This is a genomic window from Rhizobium phaseoli (assembly GCF_010668805.1).
Lineage (GTDB): Bacteria > Pseudomonadota > Alphaproteobacteria > Rhizobiales > Rhizobiaceae > Rhizobium > Rhizobium phaseoli_A.
In genome coordinates this window covers 234,158-251,912 of record NZ_WUFT01000004.1, presented here as the reverse complement: position 1 = coordinate 251,912, position 17,755 = coordinate 234,158, and the positions used below count along the sequence as shown (strand labels likewise).

Here is a 17,755-nt window from a genome sequence, read left to right as displayed (position 1 = left end):
GGCGCGGCAGTTCAAAGGGTTTTATAATGTTATAAGATCACATCATCCGTCCGGCGCAGATGACCATTCATCGGAGCTGCGTGACATCGAAGGCATCGACATCTTCCAACAACTCCACCAGTCCCTTGACCGCATGCGCAATCAGCGCCTCGCCCTTTTCAGCCGTCGCCCCTGCGGCGTTGCCCGTCACGCCTTGCGGATTGAGATCGGCCATCTTCCAGCCGAAGGCGTGCGGCCCATAGGCGCGCAGATGCTTGAAGCGCCTGGCAAATTCACTCTGCCGCGAAGGGAAATCCGCCGCTTTCGCCATGTCAACCCTGCTCGGATGAAGCGCCAGCATCACCGAGGTCTCGATATCGCCGCCATGGATGCCGAGTGCCTTTTCCTCCGGCGGGATGACGCCATCGGGCAGGTCGAAGCGGGTCCAGCTGGTCGCCACCGCCAGCATGGCAAAGCGGACCCGCGCCTCGGTCGCGACGATGGTCATGATAGGCGAATTGCCGCCATGAGCATTCAGCATCACCAATTTGCGGATGCCTTGCTTCGCCAAACCTTCGGCGATGCCGAGCCAGCGGTTCACCGCTTGGTCGAAGGCAAGCGTCTTCGTTCCTTCAACATCCTTATGCTCTATGGAATAGCCGACGGATTCGACGGGCAGGAATGTGACGGGGAGCCCCGCCGGTAGGGCCGTCCTCAATCGCCCGGCGATGCCTTCGGCAATCAGCGAGTCGGTTTCGAAGGGCAGATGCGGGCCGTGCTGTTCATGAGCGCCGAGCGGCAGCACGGCGATCAGGCGGTGCACGTCAACGGCAGAGGCCGGGTCGCTGTCTTCGAAACGGGGCGAAGGCGTCATCATCCAGTCGTTGCCTCTTGTTTATGACGAGATCCTGGGCAATGTCATATCGCAGCGGCGCCAAGGCTTAAAGATCAAAGGGATGGCTATGGGAAAGAAGCAGAAGGACGGCAAGAAGCACAAGTCCAAGAAGAAGGACAAGACCGAGTATACGCTCGTCGACCTCTCTCCAGCGCTCACCCAGGCGGCTCGTTCCATGCGCACGGTGCTGTCGCGCAACCTTCTCGAAAGCGGCCTCTATGCCGGCCAGGACGGTGTCATCCTCTCGCTTGCCGAGAGCGACGGCATGACGGCCGGCGGCCTTGCCCAGAGGCTCGGCGTCAAGGCGCCGACGATGACGCGCACCATCGGCCGCATGGAGGCGCAGGGCTTCCTCGAGCGCAAGCCAGACGCCGAGGACGCGCGCCTCACCAAAGTCTATCTCACCGAGCTCGGCCGCGGCAGCGTGGAGGGGATCGAGATGGCGGCCGCAGCCTGCGACAGGCTGGCGACGCTGGAATTCTCCGAAAAGGAAATCCGCAATCTCGTCCGCCTGCTGAAGGCGATCGATGCCAATCTGCAGGCGGAAGCTCTTCATATCGAAGATCCGGATGAAGACTGAAATTTCGCAGAAAGACGAATTGCTTCCACCGATTAAATCTTTTAATTAAACATTTTAAGGGCCGCGCCGGTTTTCCGGCGGCTCTTGCTGCTTGCGTGCTGCCTGGAGGAGGACACGTGGTCCAGAAGATCAAGCTTTCGACGATCGCCGAAACGCTCGGCATTTCAACGGCGACCGTATCGCTTGCCTTACGCGACAGTCCGCTCGTCGCCAGCAATACGCGGGACAAGATCAAGGAACAGGCGCGCGCGCTCGGCTATATCTACAATCGCCGCGCTGCCAGCCTTCGCACCTCGCGTTCCGGCATTATCGGCGTCGTCGTGCACGACATCATGAACCCCTTCTACGGGGAGATCCTGAAGGCGATCGAAAGCGAGCTCGATCGCAGCCGCCACACCTTCATCCTTTCCAACCATTACGACAATGTCGAGAAGCAGCGCACCTTCATCGAAACGCTCCTGCAGCTCGGCGGCGACGGCGTCATCATGTCACCGGCGATCGGTACGCCGCCTGAGGACGTGCAACTGGCGGAAGACAATGGCATGCCGGCGATCCTGGTTGCGCGCTCGATGGAGGGCCAAGACCTGCCGACCTATCGCGGCGACGACAGCTATGGCATCTCGCTGGCCACCAACCACCTGATCGGCCTCGGCCACCGCTCGATTGCGATGATCGGCGGCACGGACCAGACGTCCACCGGCCGCGACCGCTACCAGGGTTACGTCAATGCGCTGCGCAAGGCCGGCATCGAGGTCGATCCGAACCTGCGCATTCCCGGCCCGCGCTCGAAGCAGGGTGGTTTCGAGGCCGCCGTGCATTTCCTGTCGCTGCCGCAGAAGCCGACGGCCGCGGTCTGCTGGAACGATCTCGTGGCGATCGGCCTGATGAACGGCATTGCGCGCGCCGGCCTGGTGCCGGGACGCGACATTTCCGTCACCGGCTACGACGATCTCGAGGAGGCCTCGATCGCCACCCCGGCGCTGACGACCGTCTGGAACGGCCAGACCGAGGTCGGGCGCCTGGCGGCCCGCGCTCTGCTCGATCGCCTTGCCGGCAGCCACGAGCCCGACGGCATGCATCTGATCAAGCCGGAAATGCGCATTCGTCAGTCCACCAGCCCCCATCGGCCCCGCGCCTGAGCCAAGACGGTCATCCAAGAGGAAAAGCCATGTCCCGCATCGCCATTCTCGTTCCTGGGAAGATACACGAACGTGTTGTCGAAAGGCTGAAGGATCGTTTTGAGATCATTGCCGTCACCCGCGAGGAAAGGCTTGCCCTCGACGGCGACACAGCCGGCCGCATCCGCGGCGTCGCTGTCTCGGGCTCGTTCCCCGGCGCCTGGATGGACCAGCTGCCGCATGTCGAGGTGGTCGCCAATTTCGGTGTCGGCTACGATGGCGTCGATGTGAAACATGCCGCGGGAAGGGGTATCGTCGTCACCAACACGCCTGATGTGCTGAACGACGAGGTGGCCGATACGGCGATCGGCCTGCTGCTCAATACCGTCCGAGAGCTGCCGCGGGCCGAGGCCTGGCTACGTGCGGGCAACTGGAAGCCGGGCGCGACCTATCCGCTGTCGCGCTTCTCGCTCAAGGGCCGTCATGTCGGGCTTTATGGCCTTGGCCGCATCGGGCTTGAGATCGCCAAGCGGCTGGAGCCGTTCAAGGTGAAGATCAGTTACCATACACGGTCGCGCCATGCCGATGCACCCTACGATTATCACCCGACGCTGAAGGGGCTGGCGGAAGCGGTGGACACGCTGATCGCCATCGTTCCGAAGACGTCGCAGACGCATAAGACGATCGACGCCGATATTCTGGCAGCACTCGGCCCGAACGGCATTCTGGTCAATGTCGGACGCGGCTGGACGGTGGACGAGGCGGCACTGAGCGCCGCCCTTATCTCCGGCGCTCTCGGGGCGGCCGGCCTCGACGTCTTTTATGAAGAGCCGACCGTACCGGGCGACCTGCTGGAGCCGACCAATGCCGTGCTGCTGCCGCATGTCGCCTCCGCATCGGTGCCGACGCGCAATGCGATGGCCGATCTGGTCGCCGACAATCTCATCGCCTGGTTCGAGAAAGGTGCAGCGCTGACACCGGTGCCGGAGACGCCGAAAAAGGGCTAGCGTGCCGCATAGACGTTGATTTATGCCAGGTGCATCCGGTCTCTGGCGTCTATAACAGCGCTGTCAATTGACTTTAGTTCGTGGACCATATGTTGCCCAGTGGAATGCCTTCGGTTACATTCTCGCTGATTTTACAACTAGATTTCTCAATCTTTGCGTGTGTTGGGGAATCGCGCCGGGAGGCGCCGGCAGACTATAGGGCCGAATAAAAGGGATTGACGGCATGTCGGAGCCAAATGCGTCGGATATGAAGACCCTCGAGATCAGCCCGGGTTTGATGCCCGCGCTTTCGACCGGCGGCCTGCCGGCCGTGGTGACGGTCGTTCTTCCGCCAGAGAAAGCCGGCGAGGTCGGCGACCTCGCGGAGCGGTACAGGCTGGCAATGGTCGAGCCGCATCATTTGATTACCTTCGGCCAGGAAGCGATCGGCGGCTTCGGCGCCAAGCTCGATGCCATCCTTTCTCAGATCACCAATGCGCAGTCGCCGGTGCTGTTCGAATTGTTCCGGACGATCCGGGACGGCATCAATGATGCCGATCTCAAAGGGCTCGAAGCAAGCATCCGCGAGAAGCTGAAGGGCAATTTCCTCGAACGCCTGTTGACGGCCGTCGGTCTCGGCGACCCCGCCAAGCGCCTCAAATCGGTGACGGACGAGGTTCGCGGCATGCTGCAGAGCAAGGCCAAATCCCTCGGCGATCTGGTCAGACCGATGGAGGCGCGGATCGACGAGGAGAGCGGCAAGCTCATTCTCGAAGTGTCGCGCATGAGCACGCTGGCCGAGGGATATCGCGATACGATCGTGTCTCTCGGCGTTTTCGTCGAGGCCGGAAGACGCATCCTTGCCGATGCCGGCCGCGAGCTCGACCGGTTGAAGGAGGAGGCTGCCTCCGGCGACCCGCTCAAGGTGCAGGAAGCCCGCGACTTCTCGCAGAAGCTCGATATCTTCCAGAACCGGGTCCTCGTTCTCGAAGCCGCCTATGCCAAGGCGCCGGCCGACCTCGACTCGATCGGCATTGCCCGGGGTGCAGCGCTTGCCACCCTTGCAGATACCGTCACCTCGGCCAATGCGGAATTCAACGACATCAAATCGATGCTGATCCGGCTGCACGCGCTCTTCCAGATGCAGTCGATCCAGCAGATGAACACAATGCGACGTGAACTGCGCGCGTCGCTGCAGCACTATGGATCCGAGGTGCTGGAGGATGTTTCGGTGAATTCGGTCAGGGCGGCCGGCGAGACCCGGCTTGCCGATGCCGATCTGGTGCTCGGCACCGCGCAGCGGCTGCGCAATATCGCCGACAAGGTGGTCGCCGAAGGCGAGCGAAACAAGGAACGTTTTGCCGCCGCCCGCGCCAAACTCGAACAAGCCCGGCAAATCGTGACCGATCGTCCGATCTGAGACTTCAGGAGAAAGACAGCGCATGGCAACTTTCAAGCTCAACAAGGGGCAATCATTCCAGATACAGAAGGAGATTCAGCTCGTCCATTCGGGACTTGTCTGGGATCCGCCCGAAGGTTCGGGACCGGCCTTCGATCTCGACGTGCATTGTTTTGCGCTGGTCCATCCCGGTGGCGATGCGAACCGCGCGCGGCTCTACAATGACGGCTCGCATGCACTCTGCTATGCTTTCGTGCGCAGTTCCGGCAATCCGGAAGGCTCCCTGAGCAAGAATGCCGACGGTTCTTTCCAGACGGATGACGGCTCGATGTGGCACGAACGCGACGACCGGACCGGGCGTGGCGGCCTGGTCAAAGGGTCGGAACCCGATGAGGATGGCGACGATGACGATCATGGCGGCGGCCACCATGACGAGGGCTTCCGCGAGGAGTTCAAGATCGTGCTGGCGAAGCTGCCGAACGAGGTTTCCGAGCTTGCCGTCTGGGCGACGATCCATGATGCCGAGCGCAAGAAACAGGATTTCGGCAAGGTCAAGAATGCCTATATCGAAGTTTGTGACGCGATGGATGACGAGCTTTGCCGCTATCAGCTCACCGCCGAGTTTGCCGGCAAGACGACGATACAGGTGGCTTCCTTCCTGAAGCAGCCGGACGGATCCTGGCGATTCCATGCCGTCGGCGCGGGCTCGAATGCCGGGCTTGGCGACGTCATCCAGGCTTATTTCAACTGAACCGGAGCCTCGTTTGATGAGCGGCAAGGCAGATGGACCGCCGGGAAGGGAGCCTGGCCGGTTGCCCAAGGTGCTTTTTCCGGAAAGCGCCTCGCCTGACGTTGCCCAATCTCCCGGACAATCCACCCAGCCGAAAGTCCTGTTCGGTTCGCCGCGGCCGCCGATGCTCAAGAGCGACAAGCCGCGTGTTCTCGGCGCCGGAGAAATTCGCCGGCGCATTCCCTGCAGCGTGGAGGCGTTCCTGAAGATCGATCCCGGCGCTGCCGCATCGGTTGCGACGGCGGCGTTGCGCATCGTCGACGGCACCAATCTCGACGATCATTATTTCGACGACGTCGTACGCTTCGGCGCCCGCCTTCAGACAGAGCATGGCAGGCTTGCCGAAAGCGAACTCGCGCTTGCCGACAGCTACGCCTTGGCGACGGGAAGGCGTCTTGGCGCCGAGCTGCTCCAGCGTCTCGGCGATCTGGATCCAGACCGTGTGTTTGCCGTTCGCGGCGGCGTCTTCAAGGCAATCAAGGCGCTGGCGGCTCCGCGCGATCCCGACAGTCTCTTTCTGCAGCTTTATCCCGACGTGCAGGCCCTGGCGAAGGAGCTCGATGCGCTTGCGCCCGAAATCGTTGCGGTCGCAAAACGGCTTCGCGCCGTCGGCAAGGCCTATGCGGCGCTCGGCCGTGATCTCGCCGCACACATCCTGGCGGCGCGCTTCCTGGTCGATCATATCGGCGGAGTTCAGTTTTCGGATCGCGAACGGCAGGCGCATTACACCTCGCAAGCCGAAGCGATCGAGACGAGGATTGCCAGCCTGTCGGCGACGAAGGCCACGATCGAGATGAGCATGCATACTGTTGCCGGGCTCGCGCGGCACGTGGATGCACTCGGACACGCTGGCGATGGCCTGTTGCACGAGGAATTGCCTGCCTGGCATGCAGCCTATTCCGCGGCGCTGACGGCGGCCCGAAGCGCGCAATCGCCAGCGCAGGCTGGCACCAGATCACTGCTTCGCGACATTCATGCGCGCATTCTTGGAAAACTCAGACCGGAGGGATGACAATGACGACATTCAAGCTGCACAAGCCCGAGGAAGAAGTTCGACGCGTCGGCTTCGTCCTTCAGAAACAAGGCATTCACGAGCGCATTCCCGCCCAGGTCGGCATCAACATCGATGTCTCGGGCTCGATGACCGACCTTTTCAAATCTGGTGTGGTCCAGGCGGCGCTTGAGCGCATTCTTCCCGTCGCTCTTTATTTCGATGACGACGGGCGTATCGATACTTGGGTGTTTTCCAATCAGGAAAGGATGGCATCGATCGCACCGGCCACCGCCAAAAATTACGAGGGTTACGTCGAGCGTGAAATCATCGGCAACAATGCGCTGAAAGCCGTACTTTGGGGCGGCACGGATTACGGACCGGTCATCCGCTCGAACCTGATGACGTACGGCTTGATGGAAGAGGAGGCGGCTGGCGGCCTGCTCGGCATGATCTTCGGCATGAGCCGCGATACATTCGGCGAGGAGACACGGTCGGGCATTCCGGCGATCAATTACTTCCTCACCGATGGCGAGAATGCCGACAGAGATGCTGCCTGGGCCCTGCTGCAGAAAGCCGAGCATGCCGAATCGCAGATCTATTATGTCATGGTCGGTGTCGGTGACGAGGGTTTCGACTTCTTGCGCAGCGCGGCCGAGCAATTTCCGAATGTCGGCTTCGTCAGCGTCAAGGATCTTGGGGAGTTCGTCGGCAGCGACGATGCCTATGAGAAACTGCTGCCGGCGGAGCTCTGCACCTGGCTCAAGCACGAGCATGACGACGAGGACGACGATCACCATTGATGGTTGCTGCTCAACGCTCGGCGGGCTGATGGCGCGCCGGCCGCACCGTCAGACGATCGCCTTTGCGGGGGTGAGCGGGAGCTTGGCGGCGGCGTAGGCGCGGACGGCGTCGCCGAAAGCGGCAAACAGCTTGTTCGAAGGCCTGTCGGTTTCGGCCCAGTATTCCGGATGCCATTGCACGCCAACGGCAAAGGCCTTGGCGTCGATGACGGAAACGGCCTCCACCGTGCCGTCCTCGGCGCTCGCCTCCACCTGTAGCCGCGGTGCGGTTCTGGCGATTGCCTGCCGGTGCAGCGAATTCACCCGGACCTCGCCCGGGCCGAGAATGCCTGCGATGCAGGAGCCTTCCTTGACGTGGACGCTCTGGCGAATGGCGTACATGCCGTCGCGGTCGACGCCCTCAGGCCGGCGGTGGTCTGAGATGCCCGGCTGCTCCTGGATCTCGCTTGCCAGCGAGCCGCCGAGCGCGACATTCAGTTCCTGGATGCCACGGCAGATGGCAAGCAGCGGGATGGCGCGGTCGATGGCGCGGCGGATGAGCGGCAGGCTGGTGGCGTCGCGAGCAGGGTCGAAGGGACCGTCCCTATCGCTGGCATCGGCACCATAGAGCGAAGGATGCACGTTGCTGGCCGAGCCGGAAACCAACAGGCCATCGACACGGTCGAGGATCGCGTCAGTATCGTAGCCCTGCTCGAAGGCGGGGATGATGAAGGCCATAATGCCGGCCGCATTCAATGCGGCACTGAGATATTGATGTTGTACGGCGTGCCAGGTCGCGCCGTCGAAGCTGCGGATATCTGCAGGAATGGCAACGATTGGTTTCGTCATATTAGCCCCGATAAATCTTTCTCCACATCGTTTTGCCGCCAGAACGGCGGTCAAGTCAACGCTTGGCTGTGTCAGGTGACCAAAATGCGGCGGAAGCGCTGCCGTGGCTCCGGGTTCGCTGCTAAGCCGCTGATTTTGATGGATGCGTGGCCGTTGTCTTATTGCCGTCTTGATGCCAAAGGCTAACAGACTAACGCTTGAATCGCGGCTCTCGCCATGCTTAGCTTCCCCCTCGCTGCGGGTAGGGGTGAAGATTGCCCGCGCAGTGCCATCTATATGGGAGGTTTTTGATGGATCGTCGTTCGTTTTTCAAGAAGGCGGGAACCGCCGGTGCCGGCGCGGTGGCCGCAACGGCATTGGCCGCGCCTGCGATCGCGCAGGAGAATCCGAAGATTGCGTGGCGCATGACGTCGTCGTTTCCGAAGAGCTTGGATACGATCTATGGCGGCGCCGAGGATATCGCCAAGCATGTCGCCGCAGCGACAGACGGCAATTTCACGATACAGCCTTTTGCTGCCGGTGAAATCGTGCCCGGCCTGCAGGCCGTCGATGCTGTGGCTGCCGGTACGGTCGAGGCAGCGCACACGACCTCCTATTATTTCGTCGGCAAGGACCCGACCTATGCCATCGGAACGGCCATTCCGTTTGGCCTGAACAGCCGTCTGACCAATGCCTGGTATTACGAGGGCAACGGCAATAAGCTGATGAATGAATTTTATGCCACACAGGGCATGTATGCGCTGCCGGCCGGCAATACCGGTGCGCAGATGGGCGGCTGGTTCCGCAAGGAAATCAATACGCTCGATGATCTCAAGGGCGTCAAGATGCGCATCGCCGGCCTTGCCGGCCGCGTCATGGAGAAGGTCGGCGTGATCCCGCAGCAGATTGCCGGCGGCGACATTTATCCGGCGCTGGAAAAAGGCACGATCGATGCGGCGGAATTCGTCGGTCCCTATGACGATCTGAAGCTCGGCTTCCACAAGGTGGCGAAATATTATTATTATCCCGGCTGGTGGGAAGGCGGCCCGACGGTGCATGGCTTCTTCAATCTCGAAAAATGGAGCAACCTGCCGAAGCATTATCAGGCGGCGCTGACCGATGCCTGCGCCTTCGCCAACACCAACATGCTGGCAAAGTACGACACGAAGAACCCCACCGCGCTGAAGCAACTCGTTGCCGAAGGCGCAACGCTGCGCCCGTTCAGCCAGGAAATCATGGAAGCCTGCTTCCAGGCGGCAACCGGCATCTACAGCGAAATCTCGGGCACCAACCAGTATTTCAAGAAGATCTACGACGACCAGACCGCCTTCAAGCGCGACGCCTATCTCTGGATGCAGCTTTCGGAATACACTTTCGATACGTTCATGATGATCCAGCAGCGGGCCGGAAAGCTCTGAGAGCTTCCATCGGCGCATACCACGAACGCGTACCAAAACCCCGGATCATATTTGGTCCGGGGTTTTGTTTTGGCTCTGTTACTTGGTGGGGTTATTTGGCGGGTGCAGGCGGTGCTCCCGGCAGGCCGAGTGGCGGCAGGGTCAGGCCGGGGATCTGCGGCGAGCCATTGCCGCCGCCCAGCGGCGGAAGGCCGAACTGGCCGCCGAAGCCCGGGACTTCGATCTTGATCGAGTTCGGGTCGACCTTCGGCCCGTGATCCAGCCAATAGGTGACCGATTGCGGCCAGAAGATCACGATCGCCACCAGGATCAACTGCATGCCGACCCAGGGAAGGGCGCCCATATAGATATCCGAGGTCTTGACGTCCTTGCCGGCAATCGAGCGCAGGTAGAACAGCGCGAAGCCGAAGGGTGGATGCATGAAGCTCGTCTGCATATTGACGCAGATCAGGACGCCGAACCAGATCAGGTCGATGCCGAGACTGGAGGCGACGGGGGCGAGCATCGGGATGACGATGAAGGCGATCTCGAAGAAATCGAGGAAGAAGGCGAGCACGAAGATGAAGATGTTGACGAAGATCAGAAAGCCGACCGGGCCGCCCGGAATGCCCGACAGCATGTGCTCGATCCAGCGCGAGCCGTCCATGCCCTGAAACACCAGGCTGAAACAGGTGGAGCCGATCAGGATCATCACCACCATGGATGTGATGTGCGTGGTCGAGGCCATCGCCTCGCGGATCAGCGGCCAGGTGAGGCGGCGATGCAAGGCTGCGAGCGCCATGGCGCCGACAACGCCGAGCGCGCCTGCTTCCGTCGGTGTCGCAAGGCCCATGAAGATCGTGCCGAGCACCAGGAAGATCAGCACGATCGAGGGCACCATGCCCATCAGCACCTTGATGAGCAGCGCCCAGTTGAAATCACCGCGCACCTCTTTCGGCAGCGGCGGCATCGATTTCGGCCGGATGATCGACATCACCAGGATGAAGAGCACGAAAATCGTCACCTGCAGGATCGAAGGGCCGATGGCGCCGAGATACATGTCGCCGACCGACCTGCCGAGCTGATCGGCGAGAACGACGAGCACGAGCGAGGGCGGGATGACCTGGGTGATCGTGCCCGAGGCGGCGATGACGCCGGTGGCAAGGCGCGGGTTGTAGCCGTAGCGCAGCATGATCGGCAGCGAGATCACCCCCATGGTGATGACGGAGGCGGCCACCGTGCCGGTGATTGCGCCAAGCACCGCGCCGACGAGGATGACGGCATAGGCGAGGCCGCCGGGTATGCCGCCGAAGAGTTTGCCGGTGCCTTCAAGCAGGTCTTCGGCCAGCCCGCAGCGCTCCAGCACCGCACCCATGAAAGTGAAGAACGGGATGGCGAGCAGGAGGTCGTTGGAAAGGATGCCGAAGAAACGCAGCGGCAGCGAATGCAGGAAGACTTCGCCAAAATGGCCGGTGACGATGCCGATGATGCCGAACAGCAGGCCGACGGCGGCGAGCGAAAAAGCGACCGGGAAGCCGTAGAGCATGAAGATGACCATGCCCAGGAACATCGCCGGCGGGATGATACCGAAATCAAACAAATGTGTTTCTCCCAGCCCGCGTTACTGCAGCGGCTTTTCGTAGGTCATGTCGATGCTGATATGGCCGGTGAGGGCTGCGATCCGCTTGATCAGTTCGGAAACGCCCTGAAGGGAAAGCAGCGCGAACCCGGCGACGAGCACCAGCTTGACGGGCCAGCGGATCAGCCCGCCGGCATTGCCCGAGATTTCTCCCTGTTGGTAGGAAAGAGCAAAGAAGGGCCAGCAGACCCAGGTGAGGAAGACGCAGACGGGGATGAGGAGGAGGATCAGGCCGACGATGTCGATCCAGATCTTCGCCTTGTCGGAAACCGAACCATAGATCAGATCGACGCGGACATGCTCGTTGTTGCGCAGCGCATGCGAGGCGCCGAGCATGACGACGAAGGCGAAGAGATACCATTGGATCTCAAGCCAGCCGTTCGAACTGTAGTTGAAGGCATAGCGGACGATGGCGTTTCCGGCGCTGATCAGACAGCAGAGCAGCACCATATATTCGGAAATTTTGCCCATGACGCGGCTGACCCAGTCGATCAGCCGACTGGCGGCCAGGAATACCGACATTCGCCTCCCCTTGTTCTTGTCCTGCCGGTTTTCCGGCAGTTTTCCCTCTTGCAATCGATGTAGACCACGGCCTTTGAAATTGGAAGGATAAATGCCTGGCGTTGGAGTATAGTCTTAGATGCGCCGGTTGGCCGATATGACCGCCGAATATTTCAGCAACCCAGGCGTGGATAAAATATTTCAATAATCTCGCCACAAGGCTGCAATAACGCGCGTAAGGTGTGCTGTTCATCCTGTGGTTTTAGAAAATTTGACCAAATGTTTGATTCCATTGAAATCAATTTTTAAAGGGTTGGGCTTAGAATTCCGGCGCACAGGGAAAGTGTGGATGAAGCCAGATAACCCGAACAGGGTCCCTTTAGACGTTTATCTGTCGTTTGTGAGTTCCCTTTCCGGGAACCGCATGACGCTTTTTGTTGGCGTGATCGTGCATATTGCTACGTGCCTTGCCGTGGCCGCCAAAACGCAATCCTCCGTCTATATTCCGCTGTCGGTTGCCTTCCTTCTGGTTTTCACCGTTCGCATGGCCATTTTCCGGCGGTTCGATCAGGTCGACAAGGAGAGCCTGTCGCACGCCGGGATCGAGCGTTGGGAACGGATTCTGGTTGCCAGTGGGGCCTGCACCACCGCCCTGCTTGGCTTTGCCAGCGGCTACGCCATCTTCGTCGTCCACGATTCCTTTGCCGAACTTGCCTGCATTTCCGTCACCATGGCGACCATGGTTTCCGTCGTCGGCCGCAACTACGGCTCGCGCTTCGCAGTCGATCTGCAGACGTTCTTCTGCTGCCTGCCGATGATCGTCTGCAGCCTGCTGGCTATGGATTTATATCGCGGCCTGCTGTCGATCTTCCTCATTCCCTTCTGGCTGACGACGCGGGCGATGGCGAACGGTGTGCGCGAGTTCCTTTATGAGAATGTCATCGCGCGCCGGGAAATCACCATCATCGCCGACCGCTTCGATACGGCGCTCAACAACATGCCGCATGGCCTGGTGATGGTCGATGCCGAAAACCGTATCCAGGTCGTCAATCGCAAGGCCTGCGAGCTTCTGAAGATCGGCGCGCCGGAGCGGCTGAAGGACCGCGACCTCGGCGCAGTGTTGCGCTATGGCGCTCGCTACAGTTTCATGGACGCCTCGCAGCCGGAGCTCATCCTGCGCCAGCTCACCCAGGTCGCCGAAGGCAACCTGTCGCGCACCCTCATTCATTTTCCCGAGGGCCTGTCTCTGGAATTCTCCGCCAGCCGACGGGCTGATGGCGGCGCCGTACTGATCTTCGAGGACGTTTCGAGCCGCGTGAAGGCGGAGCAGAAGATCATGCACATGGTCCGCTTCGATGCGCTGACCGGCCTGCCGAACCGGGAATATTTCGGGCAGCTGGTACAGGACTATCTCGCCAAACATCAAAGGAAGTCCGGGCCGCTCGGCTTCATGGTTCTCGATATCGATGAATTCAAACATGTCAACGACATGCGCGGCCATGTCACCGGCGATCATCTGCTCTGCGCTATCGCCGCCCGCGTCAAGCAGGCCTCCGGCAACGCCATTCTCGGCCGGCTGATGGGCGACCAGTTCATCCTGTTCTTCCCGCATGCGAAGGACCCGGCCTTGCTCGACGTCGAGATCCGCCGCGTGCACGCCGCGATCCAGGGTCACTACGAGGTCGATGAGCTGACCTTCCTCGTCTCGCTCAGCGCCGGCTACGCGATCCTCGAAAGTACCGCGTTCGCGATGGACGAATGGAGCGTCAAGGCAGATCTTGCCCTGTTCGAAAGCAAGTCGCGCTTCAAGGGCGGCATATCAGGCTTCGAGCGGGAGATGGATGGCCGCTATATCGAGCAGCAGAAGCTGAAGGCGGATCTGCGCGATGCGGTTTCGGCCCAGGCGCTGCATCTCGTCTTTCAGCCGATGTTCCGCGCCGACGGTTCGCGGATCGAATGCGCCGAGGCGTTGGCGCGCTGGGTGCATCCCGAGAAGGGCTCGATCCCACCCGATGTCTTCATCCGGCTCGCCGAGGATATGGGCATCATTTCCGACATTACCCGCTTCGTCATGTTCAAGGCATGCAGCGAATGCATGAACTGGCCGGACCATATCGCCGTCTCGGTCAACCTCTCGGCGCGGGACCTCAGGGATGCCGACATTCTCCAGGTCGTCGCCGACGCGCTTGCCCATTCCGGCCTCGATGCGGCGCGGCTGCATCTCGAAGTCACCGAAAGCTGCCTGATTGACGAGCCGGCCGCCGTGCGCGCCATCCTGGCGGAGCTCAGGGCCCGCGGCATCACCATCGCGATCGATGATTTCGGGACTGGCTTCTCCAGCCTCAGCTATCTCGACACGCTGCCGCTTGATATCGTTAAGATCGACCGCTCCTTCGTCCGCAACATCGTCGAGGATAACCGTCGCCACAAGCTCCTGCGCGGTACGGTCCATCTCGCCCGCGAACTGGGGCTGAAGATCGTCATCGAGGGCGTCGAGACCGAAGAGCAGCTCGCTCTCCTCAACAAGCACCGCAGCACTGATCTGGTGCAAGGCTATGTTTTTTCGCAGCCGGTGCCTTCCCAGAATATCCCGCTATTGCAGCAGGGCATCGGCCGCCGCCCCGTTCAACGTCGGCGCAACAAGGTCGCCTGAGCGCTCTGCTACGGCCGCTTTTCAGCTGACAATCCTCCGCGCCGTTAACCTTAATACTTTATAAACGGCTCGAATTATCGGATTTTCTTGCCTAAATCTCGCCGGCATATGATTAATGATCCGTTAACGAGCGGATCGAAAGAATGTCAGAGACACTGTTCAAGCGTAGCGATTTCAGCGCGAAAATATTGGAAGTTTTGGATCATGTCGAGTATCGCCGCGTCGAAAGCAGCGAAGACATGGAGCAGGTGGAACGCCTGCGCTACAAGGCCTACAAGGCCCACGACGCGCTGTCGCTTGCCCCGGGAGGCCTATTGGACGATGTCGATTTCGACAGCCATGCTTATGTCTTCGGCCTGTATTATTATGGGGAATTGGTCAGCACCATCCGGGTTCATTATGTGACACCGGAGCACCGTATCAGCCGGTCCGGAGAGGCCTTTCCCGAGGCGATGGATGAGCTTTTGGACGCCGGGTTGACCTTGATCGACCCCGCGCGTTTCGCGGCCGATCCCGAGCTCACCGCCGATCTGCCCTGGGTTCCCTATCTGACGCTGCGGCCGACCATCGTTGCGGCAGCGTATTTCAGGGCGGACCGCGTTCTTCAGTCCGTCCGGCCCCCACATGCCGCCTTCTACAAGCGGGTTTTCTACGCTGATACCATTGTGCCCGGCCGACTGGCGGAGAGTTACGGGGTTGACGTGACATTGATGGCGACGAATGTGATCGAGGTCGGGCGCAAGCTGTTGACGCGCTACCCCTTCTTCATCTCCAGCGCCAGCGAGCAGCGCATGATGTTTTCGCGCAATCCCAACGACACATTGCCGCCGCTCACCATCATTCCGACGGCGCGCTTCGTGCCGCAAGGCGAACTCGGCACCGACCTGCCGCTCTGATTTCTTCTTCTCTCGCCGGGCGAGCATTTGAGTGAGAACAATGAGGGGCGGCGACAATATCCGCAGTCGCCGCCCTCATGGTTTTTCGCCTGGAAACAGCTGGTTTTGAAGCCTAAAGCGCGTCGCATCAAATTTGATTCATGCGCCGCGCTTTAGGCCTTTGTTTTATGCATGTCGTTGTCCCGGAACCGCTGCACACTGCCAGCCGACATGCATTGGCTGCGGCATTCTCATGCATTGCGCTTTCGCCCGTCATTGTGTAATTCCTGCAGGCAGGGACTTCCCTCGCGGGGCGGGGGAATCAGGCAGCGCAGAGGCATTTCAGGGAGACGATATTTATGGCCGAACATCATACCGGACCGGTCGAGACCGGCGCGCCGATGGATTACAAGGAACATGAAAACACCTACGACATGTTCATTGCCGCCGCGAAATACGGCTCGATGCTTCTCATCTGCCTCCTGCTTGCGATGACCGCCGGTTTCTTCGGCGGCGCCGGCCTTCTTGGCGGCCTCTTCGTCTTCATCATTCTTCTCGCCATCGGCATCTTCCTGTTCCGCTGATCGCGGCAAGGGGAGGAGAGGGGCTTCTCCGAAGCTTTGTGACTAAAGCGCGTCGCGATCTTTAAGATCCGCTCCGCGCGCTTCAGGTCTTTATTTTCGCGCATGTCGTTATCGCAAAGCGCCGTACAGTTTTGCGCGACGACATGCTTTAGGTGCTTGGCCCGCGCAGGAAAGCCTGCGGCGGTCCGGCTGACCCGGAGGAGGGGGCAGTTGGGCAATATCGTTTTCGTTGCAAGGGAAATTGCGGGCGAGGAGACGCGTGTCGCGGCCTCCGCCGAGACCGTGAAAAAAATGAAGAGTTTCGGCTTCGATATTATCGTTGAAGCCGGCGCAGGGGCGGCTTCGCGCATTCCGGACGGAGAGTTCGAGGCCGCGGGCGCCAGGATCGGCGGTTTTGCCGATGCAGCCTCGGCCGACGTCGTGCTGAAGGTTCGCCGCCCGAACGAACAGGAAATCGCAGGCTACAAAAGCGGCGCCGTGGTCATCGCCATCATGGATCCCTATGGCAATGACGAAGCGATCGCAGCCCTGGCAAGCGCCGGGCTTTCGGCTTTCGCGATGGAGCTGATGCCGCGCATTACCCGCGCCCAGTCCATGGACGTGCTTTCATCCCAGGCCAATCTCGCCGGCTACCAGGCGGTCATCGAGGCGGCGGCGGTCTATGACCGCGCCATGCCGATGATGATGACGGCTGCCGGCACCGTGCCGGCCGCCAAGGTCTTCGTCATGGGCGCCGGCGTCGCCGGTCTGCAGGCGATTGCGACGGCGCGGCGCCTCGGCGCGGCGGTTTCGGCCACCGACGTCCGCCCGGCCGCCAAGGAGCAGGTTGCCTCGCTCGGCGCCAAGTTCATCGCCGTCGAGGACGAGGAGTTCAAGGCGGCGGAAACGGCCGGCGGCTATGCCAAGGAAATGTCCGCCGACTATCAGGCGAAGCAGGCCGCACTCGTGGCTGAACATATCGCCAAGCAGGATATCGTCATCACCACCGCGTTGATCCCCGGTCGCGCGGCCCCTCGGCTCGTTTCGCGCGCCATGCTCGCAGCGATGAAACCGGGCGCGATCGCCGTTGACCTTGCGGTCGAGCGCGGCGGCAATATCGAGGGCGTCGTTGCCGGCGAGATTGCCGATGTCGAGGGTGTCAGGGTAATCGGTTTCGCCAATATGCCGGGCCGCGTTGCGTCCAGCGCCTCGGCGCTCTACGCCAAGAACCTCGTGACCTTCCTCGAGACCATGATCAACAAGGAAAGCCGGAGCGTCGTCGTCAACCTCGACGATGAACTCGTCAAGGCGACGATGCTGACCTATGCCGGCGACGTGGTTCATCCCGCCTTCGGCGGCGCGAAGAAGGGAGATCTCTGATGGCCAGTGAAGCAATGGACAGAGCGCTGGAGCAGCTCGACCAGGCGGTGACCGCCGTCGTCACGGCAGCCGCCCACGCACCGGAAGCGGCAAGTGTTGCGACCGGCGGGGCGATCGATCCGTTCGTCTTTCAGCTGGCGATCTTCGTCTTGTCGATCTTCGTCGGTTATTACGTCGTCTGGTCGGTGACGCCGGCGCTGCATACGCCGCTGATGGCCGTCACCAATGCGATCTCCTCGGTCATCGTCGTCGGCGCGCTTCTGGCGGTCGGCATCTCCACAAGCGGGCTTGCGACCGGCTTCGGTTTCGTCGCCCTCGTGCTCGTCTCGGTAAACATCTTCGGCGGCTTCCTCGTGACGCAGCGGATGCTCTCCATGTACCGCAAGAAGGACAGGTGAG

General features: G+C 61.0%; 17 protein-coding genes. 13 read left to right on the top strand and 4 right to left on the bottom strand.

Translation table 11 applies throughout. The features are described 5' to 3' along the window. Nucleotides 1-67: 67 nt before the first annotated feature. Nucleotides 68-856 (bottom strand): creatininase family protein, encoded by a 789-nt coding sequence (locus GR197_RS08265; protein ID WP_164008360.1) that lies wholly within the window; start codon nucleotides 854-856, stop codon nucleotides 68-70. An 85-nt stretch (nucleotides 857-941) separates the two neighbouring features. On the opposite strand from GR197_RS08265, the gene GR197_RS08260 reads away from it, so the two are divergent. The 7 genes from GR197_RS08260 (at nucleotide 942) to GR197_RS08230 (ending at nucleotide 7,541) form a co-directional block, all read left to right on the top strand. Continuing rightward, nucleotides 942-1,454: a MarR family winged helix-turn-helix transcriptional regulator gene (locus tag GR197_RS08260; RefSeq protein ID WP_164008571.1), complete on the top strand. Its 513-nt coding sequence runs from the start codon at nucleotides 942-944 to the stop codon at nucleotides 1,452-1,454. Between the two features lie 116 nt (nucleotides 1,455-1,570). Beyond that, complete coding sequence (locus tag GR197_RS08255; protein ID WP_007631775.1) at nucleotides 1,571-2,593, top strand: LacI family DNA-binding transcriptional regulator; 1,023 nt, start codon at nucleotides 1,571-1,573, stop codon at nucleotides 2,591-2,593. Between the two features lie 29 nt (nucleotides 2,594-2,622). Continuing rightward, nucleotides 2,623-3,579 (top strand): 2-hydroxyacid dehydrogenase, encoded by a 957-nt coding sequence (locus tag GR197_RS08250; protein WP_164008358.1) that lies wholly within the window; start codon nucleotides 2,623-2,625, stop codon nucleotides 3,577-3,579. Nucleotides 3,580-3,802: 223 nt separating this feature from the next. Next, nucleotides 3,803-4,978 (top strand): Toxic anion resistance protein (TelA), encoded by a 1,176-nt coding sequence (locus tag GR197_RS08245; RefSeq protein WP_164008356.1) that lies wholly within the window; start codon nucleotides 3,803-3,805, stop codon nucleotides 4,976-4,978. Between the two features lie 22 nt (nucleotides 4,979-5,000). Continuing rightward, a complete protein-coding gene (locus GR197_RS08240) occupies nucleotides 5,001-5,708 on the top strand; it encodes a TerD family protein (protein ID WP_164008354.1) in 708 nt (235 codons plus the stop codon). Between the two features lie 16 nt (nucleotides 5,709-5,724). Beyond that, the gene (locus GR197_RS08235) at nucleotides 5,725-6,759 is read left to right on the top strand and encodes a hypothetical protein (protein WP_164008352.1); all 1,035 of its coding nucleotides are present in this window, start codon (nucleotides 5,725-5,727) and stop codon (nucleotides 6,757-6,759) included. Nucleotides 6,760-6,761: 2 nt separating this feature from the next. Next, nucleotides 6,762-7,541: a VWA domain-containing protein gene (locus GR197_RS08230; protein WP_164008350.1), complete on the top strand. Its 780-nt coding sequence runs from the start codon at nucleotides 6,762-6,764 to the stop codon at nucleotides 7,539-7,541. A gap of 48 nt (nucleotides 7,542-7,589) precedes the next feature. On the opposite strand, the gene GR197_RS08225 is transcribed toward GR197_RS08230, so the two are convergent. Next, nucleotides 7,590-8,369, bottom strand: a complete 780-nt coding sequence (locus tag GR197_RS08225) for a gamma-glutamyl-gamma-aminobutyrate hydrolase family protein (RefSeq protein WP_164008348.1) — start codon at nucleotides 8,367-8,369, stop codon at nucleotides 7,590-7,592. A 290-nt stretch (nucleotides 8,370-8,659) separates the two neighbouring features. On the opposite strand from GR197_RS08225, the gene GR197_RS08220 reads away from it, so the two are divergent. Continuing rightward, the gene (locus GR197_RS08220; RefSeq protein ID WP_164008346.1) at nucleotides 8,660-9,766 is read left to right on the top strand and encodes a TRAP transporter substrate-binding protein; all 1,107 of its coding nucleotides are present in this window, start codon (nucleotides 8,660-8,662) and stop codon (nucleotides 9,764-9,766) included. Between the two features lie 91 nt (nucleotides 9,767-9,857). On the opposite strand, the gene GR197_RS08215 is transcribed toward GR197_RS08220, so the two are convergent. Both GR197_RS08215 and GR197_RS08210 read right to left on the bottom strand, forming a co-directional pair. Beyond that, nucleotides 9,858-11,345, bottom strand: a complete 1,488-nt coding sequence (locus GR197_RS08215) for a TRAP transporter large permease (protein WP_164008344.1) — start codon at nucleotides 11,343-11,345, stop codon at nucleotides 9,858-9,860. A 21-nt stretch (nucleotides 11,346-11,366) separates the two neighbouring features. Then, a complete protein-coding gene (locus GR197_RS08210; protein ID WP_164008343.1) occupies nucleotides 11,367-11,906 on the bottom strand; it encodes a TRAP transporter small permease subunit in 540 nt (179 codons plus the stop codon). Nucleotides 11,907-12,234: 328 nt separating this feature from the next. Here GR197_RS08210 and GR197_RS08205 point away from each other — a divergent pair, with 328 nt between their 5' ends. From GR197_RS08205 to GR197_RS08185, 5 genes are all read left to right on the top strand, one after another. Further along, nucleotides 12,235-14,538 (top strand): putative bifunctional diguanylate cyclase/phosphodiesterase, encoded by a 2,304-nt coding sequence (locus GR197_RS08205; protein WP_164008341.1) that lies wholly within the window; start codon nucleotides 12,235-12,237, stop codon nucleotides 14,536-14,538. A gap of 143 nt (nucleotides 14,539-14,681) precedes the next feature. Beyond that, a complete protein-coding gene (locus GR197_RS08200; RefSeq protein ID WP_164008339.1) occupies nucleotides 14,682-15,434 on the top strand; it encodes an N-acyl amino acid synthase FeeM domain-containing protein in 753 nt (250 codons plus the stop codon). Nucleotides 15,435-15,772: 338 nt separating this feature from the next. After that, nucleotides 15,773-15,997: an aa3-type cytochrome c oxidase subunit IV gene (locus GR197_RS08195; protein ID WP_007631760.1), complete on the top strand. Its 225-nt coding sequence runs from the start codon at nucleotides 15,773-15,775 to the stop codon at nucleotides 15,995-15,997. A 210-nt stretch (nucleotides 15,998-16,207) separates the two neighbouring features. Next, the gene (locus tag GR197_RS08190; protein WP_164008337.1) at nucleotides 16,208-17,356 is read left to right on the top strand and encodes a Re/Si-specific NAD(P)(+) transhydrogenase subunit alpha; all 1,149 of its coding nucleotides are present in this window, start codon (nucleotides 16,208-16,210) and stop codon (nucleotides 17,354-17,356) included. Beyond that, nucleotides 17,356-17,754, top strand: coding sequence for a proton-translocating transhydrogenase family protein (locus GR197_RS08185; RefSeq protein ID WP_164008335.1), 399 nt, complete (start codon nucleotides 17,356-17,358; stop codon nucleotides 17,752-17,754). The genes GR197_RS08190 and GR197_RS08185 overlap by 1 nt, the downstream gene beginning before the upstream one ends. Nucleotide 17,755 lies beyond the last annotated feature (1 nt).